The following is a 12,189-nucleotide window of genomic DNA, read 5'->3' as shown; positions in this document are numbered from 1 at the left end:
TGAGAAAATCGCACGCATGCCGCTTCGAGAGCCTCCCTTGAACGCCGTGCGCGCCTTCGCCGCCGCGGCACGCCACCTCAGCTTCACGCGCGCGGCGCTCGAACTGCACGTCACGCACAGCGCGGTGAGCCGGCAGATCAAGAGCCTCGAGGAATTCCTCGGCGTCGCGTTGTTCGAGCGGCGCATCCGGCAGGTCGCGCTCACCGCCGAGGGCCAGCAGTTCTTCGCCGAAGTACAGCCCGCGCTCGCGCAGATCAACGCCGCCGCGCGGGCGCTGCAGTCGCAGGGGCCGGCGCGCGCGGTGCGCATCAACGTGCGGCCCTCCTTCGCGGTGCGCTGGCTCATTCCGCGCCTGCCATCCTTCGTCGAGCGCTTTCCGGAGATCGAGCCGCAGGTGGTCACCAGCACCGTCATGCCCGAGGAAGCCGTCGGCAGCTTCGACATCGCCGTGCGGCGGGGCCTCGAAGGCTGGCCCTCGTCGATGGAGGTGCAGCCCTTTCTCGAAGACGAGGTGATGGTGGTCGGCGCGCCCGCGCTCTTCAAGACCCACCCGCTGCCCGACCTGCGCGCACTCGCCTCGCACGTGCTGCTCTCGGCCCGCACCCGCAAGGACGACTGGGACGCCTGGAAGAAGCAGGTCGGCGCGCCGCGCGCCAGGCCGGCGGGCCGGCTGCAGTTCGACCATCTGCACTTCGTGCTGCAGGCGGCGGTCGACGGACTGGGCATCGCGCTGGCGCCAACCTCGCTGGTGTCGCACGACCTCGCCTCGGGCCGCCTGCAGTCGCCGCTGCCTGCCCTGCGCATGACGCTGGAGCGCTACTACTACGGTCTGGCGCCCGATGCCGCACCTGAGGCTTCCTACGTGGCCGAGTGGTTCGAGCAGATGCAGGCCCGAGGCGCCTAGCAGGCTTGGCCGATCAGCGAGCGGATCACCTCCGCGACGCCCACACTGCCCTTGCGTACGCTCGCATCGTCGGCCTCGAAGTGGATCCATCCTTCATTGAAGCCGTCGAGCATCTGGATGCGCGGCACCGGGTCGCGCATACCCTGCGCGCGGAAGATCGCGCCCCAGTTCTCGCGCGGGACCGCCTCGGCCCGCACTGCGCGGCCCAACACTTGCGAGAGCGCCGCGGCAATGTCGTGCTGCGTCAGCCGCTGCGGTCCTTCGAGCTCGACGACGCGCGGCAGTTCGCCCTCGTGCAGCAGGAGCTCGGCGGCGAGGCGGCCCACGTCCGCCGTGGCCACCATCGGCACCGCGCGGTCGAGCGGCTGGAGATAGCTGGACAACACGCCATGTTCGCGGGCCTGCGCGATGTCCCAGCGCAGGTTCTCCAGGAACCAGGCGGGCCGCAGGAACGTGATCGCGAAAGGCAACGTGCGCAGCGCCTCTTCCATCAACGTGCGCTGGCTCAGCAGATTGGGCTGGGCCGCCTGCGCGCCGACCGTAGACAGGCACACCACCCGCGCCGGCCGAGCTGCATCCAGCGCCTGGCGCAGCGCGGCGTTCTCCGCCTTCACTTCGGGAAAGCCGGGCTCGGGGTCGAAGTTGGGCGGCGGCAAGACGAATACGCCGGCCGCGTCCGAGAAAGCACGCGTCAGCGCCTCTGCATCGTCCATCTCGGCGACGGCGACCTCGCAGCCGAGTGCGGCCCAGGGGCGGCCCTTGCCTTCATCGCGGACGACCGCGCGAACCGGCTGCCCTCCGGCTAGCAAGGCACGCGCGACTGCGCCGCCGACCTGCCCCGTGATTCCGGTGATTGCGTACATGAGAGTTCCTTGTTCCTGAGTTGATTCGATGAGGTGACGCATGCGACGGGACGAATCGTAGGAACGGCTCATCTTTGAGTAAAGCGACCGCACGGCATATCATTCATGACACCTGATCACGAATAGAAAATGCCCCTCGACGGACGCCTCCTCTCCAACGTCAGCGTGCTTGCCGCCGTGGTCGAAGGCGGCAGCTTCGCCAGCGCCGCCAACGCACTGGGCCTCACCCCATCCGGCGTCAGCCGAGCCATCGCCCGCCTCGAGGGCCGCATAGGCATACGGCTGTTCGACCGCACGACCCGCTCGCTGAGCCTCACCGACGAGGGCCGCCAGCTCTACGCCAACATCAATCCGCTGGTGATCGGCATCGAGGACGCGGTGACGATCGCCGCTGGCGCATCGGGCGCGGTGCGCGGGCGCCTGCGCGTCAATACCGACGCCTTCACTTCGCGACTGCTGCTGGCGCGGCACCTTCCGCGCTTTCTCGCGCAGTACCCCGAACTCACGCTGGAACTCATCGCACGCGACCAGCTCGGCGACCTGGTGGTCGAGGGCTTCGACATCGCGGTGCGCTTCGGCGAACCGCCTTCGTCGTCGCTCGTTTCCCGCAAGCTGATGGATTCGCGCGTGGTCACCGTGGCCACGCCGGCTTACATCGCGCGGCACGGCCGTCCAGCGAAGCCTGTCGACCTCGCCGGCCACGCCTGCCTTCAGGTGCGCAACCCGGCCACGGGGCAGCCGTACACGTGGGAGTTCCATCGCGGACGCAAGCTCGTCGAAGTGCCGACCACGGGGCGGCTGCTGCTCACCGATCCAGGCACCGTGCTGGAGACAGTCCTTTCCGGCATCTGCGTGGCGCAGATCAAGGCGGTGGGCATCCAGCCGCAGCTCGACAGCGGCGAACTGGTCGACCTGTTTCCCGACTGGCCCGACGAGCGGCTCCCGCTTCACGCGCTCTATCCGTCGCGCCACCTGCCGGCGGCGAAGGTGCGCGCCTTCATCGACTTCGTGCTGGAGGTGGTTTCGCCGGAAGCGAAACCGATGCCGAAGCCAAAGCCACGGCGCTGACGCTCGCGCGTCCGGAAACGGCCAGCCGCAAAGGCCCGCCGCCCGCACGATGAGGGCATGACTCGAATAACACCCCTCCTCCCCCGTTCCTTCCGGAATCTCGCCTGGTCCAACCTCGCCGCGCAGTCCGCCGAGCAGCTGAGCCTCGCAGCCGTTCCGCTGGTTGCGGTACTGGCGCTCGGCGCCGGGCCCGGCGAGATCGGCTTTCTCGCGGCCGTGCAGACGCTGCCCTTCCTGCTGGTCTCGATGCCCATGGGCCTGCTCGCGGACCGCATGTCGCGGCGACGGCTGATGGTCTGGGCCGAGGGGCTGCGGGCGGTGTCGCTGATCGTGCTGCTGGCGATGGTGTTCGCGTCGAAGCTGAGCATCGGGTGGCTGGCAGTGCTGGGGTTTCTGGGCGCTGTCGGCACCGTGGGCTTCAGCGTCGCGGCGCCTGCGTTGGTGCCCGCGCTCGTGCCGCGCGAAGCGCTGGCCACGGCCAACGGGCGGCTGGAGCTGGCGCGCAGCGCGGCCTTCACCGCCGGGCCCGCGCTTGCGGGCGCCCTCGTGGCTTGGGCCGGAGCATCAGCCGCGTTCGTGCTTGCCGCTGTGCTGTCGGCGGCAGCTGTCGCCCTGCTGCTTCGATTGAGCGAAGCGCCGCGCGAGCCCTCCGCCGGCCGGCATCCGCTGCTCGAAGTACGCGACGGCGCTCGTTTCGTCTGGCAGCACGAGATGCTGCGCCCGATGCTGCTGACCGGCGCGGTCTTCAACATCTCGTGGTTCGTGCTGCAGGCGGGCTACGTGCCCTACGCCGTGCGGGTGCTCGGCCTCGGCGCGCAGGCGGTGGGCTTCACGCTGGCCATGTATGGCGCGGGCATGGTCGTCGGTGCGCTGTTGACGCCTCGCGTGGTGGCGCGCCTGCCCTTCGGCCGCGCGATACAGGTCGGCCCCTCGGTCGCGGTGCTGGCCGCAGCGGCAATGGCAGCCACGCTCGTCGTGCCGACTGCAACGCTCGCGGCGCTTTCGTTCTTCCTCTTCGGCGCGGGTCCGATGGTCTGGGTCATCACGTCGACCACGCTGCGCCAGAGCGTGACGGCGGCCACGATGCTGGGCCGGGTGTCTGCCGTGTTCCTCACCATCAATGCGGGCGCGCGGCCGATCGGCGCGGCGCTGGGCGGCATGGTCGGTGCCGTATGGGGCGAGCCGGCCTGCCTGCTGCTGGCGCTCGCGGGCTTCGGGCTGCAGGCGGCGATCATCTTCGCGTCACGCATCGCGACGCTGCACCGGCTGCCGGTGCCTGCTGTCTAGAAGAGCGAAGCCATCCCGTTCGGCCGCGCATCCTCGATGTCGAGCATGCGCAGCTTGGTCAACGCGCCGCCGCCGGCCGAGAAGCCGCCCGGCTTGTTGCCCGCCGCCAGCACGCGATGGCACGGCACCACGGGCGCGAAGGGGTTGTGGCCCATGGCCTGGCCCACAGCGCGCGACAGGCCCTTGTCACCCAATTCCTCGGCGATCTCGCCGTAGGTGCGCGTCTGGCCTGGCGGAATGCGCCGCGCGATCGCGTAGATGCGCTGGTGGAATTCGGACACGCCGCTCATGTCCAGCTCGATGTGGCTCAGGTCGTCATGCACGCCGCGCAGCAGGCCCTGGATGGCCTCGATGGCGCGCTGCGCCATCTCGTTCGGCGGGCATTCCTGCAGATCGGGAAAGCGCTGCCGCATGCGCGCACGCGTGGCGGGCTCGCCGTTGTCGGCGGGCAGCTGCACGCCGACCAGCCCGTGCGGGCCCCATGCCAGCGCGCACATGCCGATGGAAGTTTCGAACAAGGCAAAGCCGCTCATCGCGATGTCTCCCGTTGCAGCGAATGCTGGCGCGATGCGAGCACTGCGCCGAGCCACAGGGCCGTTGCCGAAGCCACGAGCCCGCGCGCCAGACCACCCGGGCCATCGGAAATCCAGCCGGTCACCGTGGGCCCGACGATCTGCCCCAGCGCGAAGATGATGGTGAACGCGCTGATGCCATGAGCCCAGTGCGATGGCGGCAGGTTGTGGCGCACCAGCGCGGTGGTCGAGGCCACCACCGACAGGAACACCGCGCCGAAGAGCACGCCAGAGATCAGCGCTACCGGCGCCGACGAGCTCAGCACCGGCAGCAGCGTCGCCACACCCAGCAGCCCGTTGAGCAGCGCCTGCGGCTGCCCGCCGTGGTACCGGTCGAGCAGCCCGGCCCACAGCCTGGAGGAAGCCACGCAGGCAATGCCCAGCAAGGCATAGAACAGCGTGACGAAGCCGGCGCTGGCACCCTGCTCGCGCAGCAGCGCGATCACGAAGGTCATGTAGCCGATGTAGCCCATGCCGAACAAGGCATAGCCGGCGAGCGCCCAGCCGAAGCGGTGCAGCGCGACGGGCGGCGCCGAACTCGATGAGGCGGCAGACGCTGCGGGCGCCGCAGCTTGCCGATCCGGCATCGCGCGTCCCGCCCAGGCCAGCAGGCAGGTGGCAGCCGCGCTCGCCACCGCCAGCGCCCACCACGCCCAGGCCCAGCCATGAGGCACGCCGGCCGCCGCGCGCAGCACCTGCGGCACGAGCAGCGCCGACAGCAGGATGCCGAAGCCGGTGCCGCCGTAGTAGATGCCGAGCAACAGGCCGCCACGCGCGGACCCCGCCTCGCTGAGCCGGGCCGCGAGCAGCCCGCCCGCCACGAACACCCATGCGCTGGCCACTCCCGCCAGCAGGCGTTGCAGCAGCAAGGCCGACGCATCGGTGACGAAACCGCTGCCCGCCATGAACACGCTGGCCAGCACCGCGCCGAATACAAGAAGCCGAGTCGCGCCGAAGCGCCGCATCAGCGCCGGTGTGCCGAGTGCGCCCACCAGATAGCCGACCGCGTTGGCCGTGTTCATGCCGCCAGCCAGCGCATAGCTCCAGCCCAGGTCCGCGCGCATCGGCGGCAGCAGCAGCGCGTACGCGAAACGCGTGATGCCGAGCGACACAGCCGCGCCCATCGAGAGCGCGAACGCGAGCCGCAGCGTGGGCTGCACGGAGATGGGGGGTGGAGAAGCGAGCGTCGTCGGCATTGCTGTGGCGGGCGGCAGGCGGGCCTGTTTGCCGATCATTCTGCGGCAGCCGCCGCAGGCCTGCAGGCGCCGGCCGCTCAACCCGCTTCGGGCACCGGGTCTGTATGCAGCAGGTGGCGCTCCAGCAGCACCGCCACGTGCACCGCCTCGCGCTGCGCGCCGTCGCCGATCTGGTGGCGGCAGCTGGTGCCATCGGCCACCACGATGGCGCCGGGCTTCGCGCGGATGGCGGGCAGCAGGCTGGCCTCGGCCATCTTCATCGACACCTCGAAATGGCTGGCCTCGTAGCCGAAGCTGCCGGCCATGCCGCAGCAGGAGCTTTCGATGAGCTCGGGCTGTGCGCCGGGAATGAGCTTGAGCACTTCCATCACCGGGCTCACCGCGCCGAAGGCTTTCTGGTGGCAATGGCCGTGCAGCAGGATGGGCGCCTCGGCGGGCTTCAGCGGCAGCTCGAAGCGGTTCTGCTTCAGCTCGCGGGCGATGAATTCCTCGAACAGCAGCGCATGCCTGGCCACCAGCTCGGCCTTCTCGCCGAAGCCCATCACCAGCGCCTCGTCGCGCAGCGTGAGCAGGCACGAGGGCTCCAGTCCGACGATGGGCACGCCCGCGCGCGCCAGCGGCACCAGCGCGTCGATCAGCGCCTCTGCCTTCTTCTTCGCCTCCTCGACCATGCCGCTGGCCAGGAAGGTGCGGCCGCAGCAGTGATGCCCTCCGCTCTTCTCGACCGTGTGCAGCACGTAGCCCGCAGCCTGCAGCACGCGCGCGGCGGCGAAGGCGTTCTCGCTCTCGAAGGTGCCGTTGAAGGTGTCGACGAATAGCACCGCAGCCTTGCCGCCGCGCCGCGCGATCGACAGCGCCACGTCGCGTTCGACGAACAGGCCCGGCTCGTTCGCCTTGCCGCGCCAGAAGGTGTCGCCGCGCCACTCGGGCAGCGAGCGCTTCGCCGAGAAGCCCAGCAGCTTCTCGCCCAGCCATGCGGCGCCGGGCACGCTGTTGCGCAGGTTCAGCAGCCACGGAAAGCGGCTGGCCTTGTGTGCGTAGTCGGGCAGGTTCGCCACCAGCCTGTCTTTCAGCGTGTGGCCGTGACGCTTCTTGTAGTGATCGAGAAACTCGACCTTCATCTTCGCCATGTCCACGCCGGTCGGGCAGTCGCGCTTGCAGCCCTTGCAGCCCACGCACAGGTCCATGGTCTCGTGCATGGCCTCGCTCGTGAAGGCGTCGGGGCCGAGCTGGCCCGACAGCGCCAGCCGCAGCGTGTTGGCGCGGCCTCGCGTGAGGTGCTGCTCGTCGCGCGTCACGCGGTAGCTGGGGCACATGGTGCCGGCGTCGAACTTTCGGCAGTGGCCGTTGTTGTTGCACATCTCCACGGCCTTGGCGAGGCCGCCGGTGCTGTCGCCGCCAGTGCCGGGAGCGGTGGTCACTTCGGTCACCGGGTCGGCGTTGACGTTCCAGGCCGACCAGTCGAGCACGGGCTTGAGCTCGATGCGGCGATAGGGCTTGGGCGCGGTGGGCGGCGCGAAGCGGAACAGCGCGCCGTCGTCCATGCGCGGCGGGTCGATGATCTTGCCGGGGTTGAAAAGGTCGATGGGGTCGAGCTTGCGCTTGATCGCGCGGAAGGCCTCGTTGATGGCCGGGCCGAACTGCCATTCGATCCATTCGCCGCGGCACAGGCCGTCGCCGTGCTCGCCGCTGAACGCGCCCTTGTACTTGCGCACCAGCTCGCTCGCCTCTTCGGCGATGGCGCGCATCTTGGCGGCGCCGTCGGTGCGCATGTCGAGGATCGGCCGCACGTGCAGCGTGCCGACCGAAGCATGGGCGTACCAGGTGCCGCGGCTGCCATGCTTCGCGAAAACCTCGGTCAGCGCGTCGGTGTATTCGGCGAGGTGCTCCAGCGGCACGGCGCAGTCTTCGATGAAGCTCACGGGCTTTCCGTCGCCCTTGAGGCTCATCATGATGTTGAGGCCGGCCTTGCGCACCTCCCACAGGTTCTTCTGCCGCGCCTCGTCGGGCATCTCGACCACGCTGCCGGGCAGGCCCAGGTCGCCCATCAGCTCGACGAGCTGCTTCAGCTGCGGCAGCAGCGAGGCCTTGTCGGCACCGGAGAACTCCACCAGCAGGATGGCCGCCGGCTTGCCGATCAGCGCGGTCTCGACCGTCGGCTTGAAGGCCGGATTGGTCAGGCTCAGCTCGATCATCGTGCGGTCGACCAGCTCCACCGCCGTGGGGCCGAGCTTGACGATGTGCTGGGCCGAATCCATCGCGGCATGGAAGGTCGGGAAGTTGACGATGCCCAGCACCTTGGCGCGCGGCAGCGGCGCGAGCTTGAGCTTCAGGCTCCGGGTGTAGGCCAGCGTGCCTTCGGAGCCGATCAGCAGGTGCGCCAGGTTCACGCTGCCGTCGGCCGTGTAGGGCCGCTCGCTCTGGTTGTCGAAGATGTCGAGGTTGTAGCCCGCCACGCGGCGCATGACCTTGGGCCAGTTCTCCGCCATCGCCTCGCGGTGCTGCCGCGCGAGGCTGCGCACGAACTGTGCGATGCCCGCCGCGCGCACGCCCAGCGAGCCGACCGGGCCGAAGTCGACCAGCTCGCCGTTCGACAGCCACGCGCTCGCGCCGAGCACGTTGTGCACCATGTTTCCGTAGGCGATAGATCGCGAGCCGCAGGAGTTGTTGCCCGCCATGCCGCCCAGCGTGGCCTGCGCGCTGGTCGACACGTCCACCGGGTACCACAGCCCATGTTGCTTCAGTTGCGCGTTGAGGTGGTCGAGCACCAGGCCGGGTTCGACGGTGGCCGTGCCCTGCTCCACGTTCACGTCGAGCACGCGGCGAAAGTGCTTGCTGTTGTCGATCACAAGCGCCGCACCGGTGGTCTGGCCGCACTGGCTGGTGCCGCCGCCGCGCGCGAGCACGGGCACCTTCAGGTCGCGGGCGACGTCGATGGCGGTGGCGATGTCGCGCTCGTTCGTGGGCACGAAGGCGCCGACGGGCGTGATCTGGTAGATCGACGCGTCGGTGGCGTAGCGGCCGCGCGAGGCGTCGTCGAAGAGCACCTCGCCTTGCGTCTCGGCGCGCAGGCGGCGCGCAAGCAGCTCGCAGGTCTCGTTGGGTGGAAGAACTGTTCCGGCTGGCTGCATGTGGCTGGCGGGATCGATGCGCATGGTGTTTTCGTGGGTGAAGCCCGGCTGAGCTCGATTCAGTTCGATTTGGCCGATGGATAGATCTCGCCGGCGCGAAGCAGCTCCAGCACGGTGTCGCGCTTGCGCAGCACGTGCGACACGAGCACCTTGCGCATGGCCTCGGCGTCGCGCCTTGCGAGCGCGTCGATCATCTGCTCGTGCTCCTCGACGGCGTGCTTCCACTTCGCCTCGTTCTGGTTGGTGCGAAAGCGCAGCGACTGCACACGGGCATTGATGGAGCGGTAGGTGTTCGACAGCACCGGGTTCGCCGCCGCCTCGTTGATCGCGGTGTGGATGCGCGCATTGAGCCTGTAGTAGCCCGAGAGATCGCGCCGCGCGAAGCAGGCCAGCATCTCGTAGTGCAGCGCGCGCACCTCGGACAGTTCCTCGTCGGTGATGCGCCTTGCGGCCAACTCGCCCGACATGCCCTCGAGCATGGACAGCACCTCGAAGGTGTCGAGCACGTCTGCCTCGGTGAGCTTCACCGCCACCGCGCCGCGGTTGGGCAGCAGGTCGACCAGCCCTTCGGCCGCGAGCAGCTTGATGGCTTCGCGCAGCGGCGTGCGCGACACGTTCAGCTGCAGGCAAAGCTCGCGTTCGTTGAGCTTGGCGCCGGGCGCGATGAGCCCTTCGACCAGCATGGTGCGCAGGCGCGCGGCCACCTGGTCGTGCAGCGCGAGCCTGGAGATCTCGATGATTTCGGCTGTCATGATTTTTCCCTTGAATGCATTTTGAATGCAAAAAACAAGACTCACAACCTTGGAATATCAGGGTAAACCATCAAGCAAAAATGAATTTTGAATGCAAAACTGAATGCGAAAGGAGAGTTCATGCTGCAACTCGACATCCACCCCACCGGCCGCCACTTTCTCCAGATTCCCGGTCCCAGCCCTGTGCCCGACCGCATCCTGCGGGCCATGAGCCTCCCCACCATCGACCATCGCGGGCCCGAGTTCGGCACACTGGGTCTGAAGGTGCTGGGCGGCATCCGGCAGATCTTCAAGACGAAGCACCCGGTCGCGATCTACCCTGCCTCGGGCACCGGTGCCTGGGAAGCCGCGCTCGCCAACACGCTGAGCCCGGGCGATCACGTGCTGATGTACGAGACCGGCCACTTCGCCTCGCTGTGGCAGAAGATGGCCACGCGCCTGGGCCTTTCCACCGAATTCCTCGCCTGGCAAGGCCCCGACGCGCAACTGCCGAACGCGCCCAGCTGGCGCCGCGGCGTGCAGGCCGATCTCATCGAGGCACGCCTGCGCAAGGACACCGAGAGGAAGATCAAGGCCGTGTGCGTGGTGCACAACGAGACCTCCACCGGCGTCACCTCCGACATCGCCTCGGTGCGCAAGGCCATCGACGCGGCGGGCCACCCCGCCCTGCTGATGGTCGACAGCATCTCGGGCCTGGCCAGCGCCGACTACCGCCATGACGAATGGGGCGTGGACGTGTGCGTCAGCGGCTCGCAGAAGGGCCTGATGCTGCCGCCGGGCATCAGCTTCAACGCGCTCTCGCCGCGCGCCCTCGAAGTCTCGAAGACCGCGAAGCTGCCCAAGGCCTTCTGGGCCTGGGACGAGATCGTCGAGATGAACAAGGACGGCTACTGGCCCTATACGCCCAACACCAACCTGCTCTATGGCCTCTCGGAGTCGCTGGACATGATCCTCGGCGAAGGGCTGGACAACGTCTTCGCGCGCCACCAGCGCTGGGCCGCCGGCGTGCGCGCCGCGGTCAACGCCTGGGGCTTGCCGATCCAGTGCGCCGACCCGGCGGTGTACTCGCCGGTGCTCACCGGCGTGATCACGCCCGAGGGCGTGGACGCCGACGCGCTGCGCCGCCTGATCCACCAGCGCTTCGACCTCTCGCTGGGCACCGGCCTGGGCAAGCTCAAGGGCCGCATGTTCCGCATGGGCCACCTGGGCGACAGCAACGACCTGACGCTGGTGGCCATGGTCGCCGGCGTCGAGATGGGCATGAAGCTCGCGGGCATCAAGCTGGCAGGCAGCGGCGTGCAGGCCGCCATGGACCATTTCTCGAGCCACACGGCCCCGGCCGCGCTGCGCAAAGCCGCTTAGACAGGCTTGCAGCGCGGACGGCGCGCATCGGATTTCCACCACGACGGAGACAGAGAAGATGCAGAGACGTTCGTTGATCCAGGCCGCGGGCGCCGCGGCCGCCACGCTGGGCGTGCCCCGGCTCTTCGCGCAGGAATGGCCCACCGGGCCGGTGCGCATCGTGGTCGGCTTCCCGCCTGGCGGCGGCACCGACGCGCTGGCCCGCGTGGTCGCGCAGAAGCTCACCACCATGTGGGGCCAGCAGGTGATCGTCGAGAACAAGGGCGGCGTGGCCGGCGTGCTCGCGGCCGACTACGTGGCGCAGCAGCCCAGCGACGGCAGCACGCTGCTGATGGCGCACATCAACAGCCACGCGCTAGCGCCCAGCCTGCAGCCCAAGCTGCGCTACAACGTCGAGCGCGACTTCGTGCCGATCGTGCTGGTGGGCGTCACGCCCAACCTGCTGATCGCCAACCCGGCGCAGAAGGCGCTCACGGTGAAGGACATCGTCGCCGCCTGCAAGGCCGCGCCCGGCACGCTGAGCTTCGGCTCGGCCGGCGCGGGCTCGGCGCAGCACCTGGCGCTGGAAATGTTCAAGCTTCAGGGCGGCGTCGATGCGCTGCACGTGCCCTACAAGGGCAGCGGCCCGCTGCTGGCCGACCTGATGGGCGGGCAGATCCAGTACAGCTTCGAAACCATGACGGCCGCCACGCCGCACGTGAAGAACGGCCGCGTGCTCGCGGTGGCGCAAACGCGCACCAAGCGCGCCAAGGGCCATCCCAACGTGCCGACCATGCAGGAACAAGGCTTCCAGGGCTTCGAGGCCACCACCTGGTACGGCCTGGCCGGCCCGGGCAAGCTGCCCGCCTCCATCGCGCAGAAGGTGAACCGCGACGTGAACACCGTGCTGGCGATGCCCGACGTGCAGGAGCGGCTGGACACCTACGGAGCGGAAGACGGCGGCGGCTCGCAGGACAAGTTCAGGCAGTTCATCAGCACGGAGATCGCAAAGTGGGCGAAGGTGGTGAAGGACGGCAACGTGCACGTCGAGACCTGAAGAGCCTGCTTTGCTGAG

The 12,189-nt window shown here is 69.0% G+C and carries 10 protein-coding genes; 5 read left to right on the top strand and 5 right to left on the bottom strand.

The window, feature by feature from the left end; all coding sequences use genetic code 11:
- Positions 1-16: 16 nt before the first annotated feature.
- Positions 17-904: a LysR substrate-binding domain-containing protein gene (locus tag AC1VNX_RS17045; protein WP_483157752.1), complete on the top strand. Its 888-nt coding sequence runs from the start codon at positions 17-19 to the stop codon at positions 902-904.
- On the opposite strand, the gene AC1VNX_RS17040 is transcribed toward AC1VNX_RS17045, so the two are convergent.
- Positions 901-1,767 (bottom strand): NmrA family NAD(P)-binding protein, encoded by an 867-nt coding sequence (locus AC1VNX_RS17040; RefSeq protein ID WP_483157751.1) that lies wholly within the window; start codon positions 1,765-1,767, stop codon positions 901-903. The two genes, AC1VNX_RS17045 and AC1VNX_RS17040, sit on opposite strands and share 4 nt — an antisense overlap.
- A gap of 129 nt (positions 1,768-1,896) precedes the next feature.
- Between AC1VNX_RS17040 and AC1VNX_RS17035 the strand changes: the two genes are divergently transcribed.
- Positions 1,897-2,835, top strand: coding sequence for a LysR family transcriptional regulator (locus AC1VNX_RS17035; protein WP_483157750.1), 939 nt, complete (start codon positions 1,897-1,899; stop codon positions 2,833-2,835).
- Positions 2,836-2,892: 57 nt separating this feature from the next.
- Entirely contained in the window at positions 2,893-4,122 is a 1,230-nt protein-coding gene (locus tag AC1VNX_RS17030; protein WP_483157749.1) for an MFS transporter, read from the top strand.
- On the opposite strand, the gene AC1VNX_RS17025 is transcribed toward AC1VNX_RS17030, so the two are convergent.
- From AC1VNX_RS17025 to AC1VNX_RS17010, 4 genes are all read right to left on the bottom strand, one after another.
- Positions 4,119-4,655 (bottom strand): methylated-DNA--[protein]-cysteine S-methyltransferase, encoded by a 537-nt coding sequence (locus AC1VNX_RS17025; RefSeq protein WP_483157748.1) that lies wholly within the window; start codon positions 4,653-4,655, stop codon positions 4,119-4,121. The genes AC1VNX_RS17030 and AC1VNX_RS17025 overlap by 4 nt on opposite strands.
- On the bottom strand, positions 4,652-5,890 hold the full coding sequence (locus AC1VNX_RS17020; RefSeq protein WP_483161971.1) for a YbfB/YjiJ family MFS transporter: 1,239 nt from the start codon (positions 5,888-5,890) through the stop codon (positions 4,652-4,654). Before AC1VNX_RS17020 ends, AC1VNX_RS17025 begins: the two co-directional genes overlap by 4 nt.
- A 77-nt stretch (positions 5,891-5,967) precedes the next feature.
- Entirely contained in the window at positions 5,968-9,045 is a 3,078-nt protein-coding gene (locus tag AC1VNX_RS17015) for an FAD-binding and (Fe-S)-binding domain-containing protein (RefSeq protein WP_483157747.1), read from the bottom strand.
- Positions 9,046-9,080: 35 nt separating this feature from the next.
- Positions 9,081-9,773 (bottom strand): GntR family transcriptional regulator, encoded by a 693-nt coding sequence (locus AC1VNX_RS17010; RefSeq protein WP_483157746.1) that lies wholly within the window; start codon positions 9,771-9,773, stop codon positions 9,081-9,083.
- Positions 9,774-9,893: 120 nt separating this feature from the next.
- On the opposite strand from AC1VNX_RS17010, the gene AC1VNX_RS17005 reads away from it, so the two are divergent.
- Complete coding sequence (locus AC1VNX_RS17005) at positions 9,894-11,135, top strand: pyridoxal-phosphate-dependent aminotransferase family protein (protein ID WP_483157745.1); 1,242 nt, start codon at positions 9,894-9,896, stop codon at positions 11,133-11,135.
- 58 nt (positions 11,136-11,193) lie between these two features.
- Entirely contained in the window at positions 11,194-12,171 is a 978-nt protein-coding gene (locus AC1VNX_RS17000) for a Bug family tripartite tricarboxylate transporter substrate binding protein (RefSeq protein ID WP_483157744.1), read from the top strand.
- Positions 12,172-12,189 lie beyond the last annotated feature (18 nt).

The sequence above is a fragment of the Variovorax sp. TLI9-5A genome, from assembly GCF_056867935.1.
The sequence above is the reverse complement of the archived record's forward strand: the minus strand, read 5'-3'. Positions and strand labels throughout refer to the sequence as shown.

Excerpts from the sequence above, each read along its gene's own strand:
- AC1VNX_RS17035 (WP_483157750.1), top strand. The coding sequence starts at position 1,897 with ATGCCCCTCGACGGACGCCTCCTCTCCAACGTCAGCGTGCTTGCCGCC.
- AC1VNX_RS17010 (WP_483157746.1), bottom strand. The coding sequence starts at position 9,773 with ATGACAGCCGAAATCATCGAGATCTCCAGGCTCGCGCTGCACGACCAG.
- AC1VNX_RS17030 (WP_483157749.1), top strand. The coding sequence starts at position 2,893 with ATGACTCGAATAACACCCCTCCTCCCCCGTTCCTTCCGGAATCTCGCC.
- AC1VNX_RS17045 (WP_483157752.1), top strand. The coding sequence starts at position 17 with ATGCCGCTTCGAGAGCCTCCCTTGAACGCCGTGCGCGCCTTCGCCGCC.
- AC1VNX_RS17000 (WP_483157744.1), top strand. The coding sequence starts at position 11,194 with ATGCAGAGACGTTCGTTGATCCAGGCCGCGGGCGCCGCGGCCGCCACG.
- AC1VNX_RS17020 (WP_483161971.1), bottom strand. The coding sequence starts at position 5,890 with ATGCCGACGACGCTCGCTTCTCCACCCCCCATCTCCGTGCAGCCCACG.
- AC1VNX_RS17025 (WP_483157748.1), bottom strand. The coding sequence starts at position 4,655 with ATGAGCGGCTTTGCCTTGTTCGAAACTTCCATCGGCATGTGCGCGCTG.
- AC1VNX_RS17005 (WP_483157745.1), top strand. The coding sequence starts at position 9,894 with ATGCTGCAACTCGACATCCACCCCACCGGCCGCCACTTTCTCCAGATT.
- AC1VNX_RS17015 (WP_483157747.1), bottom strand. The coding sequence starts at position 9,045 with ATGCGCATCGATCCCGCCAGCCACATGCAGCCAGCCGGAACAGTTCTT.
- AC1VNX_RS17040 (WP_483157751.1), bottom strand. The coding sequence starts at position 1,767 with ATGTACGCAATCACCGGAATCACGGGGCAGGTCGGCGGCGCAGTCGCG.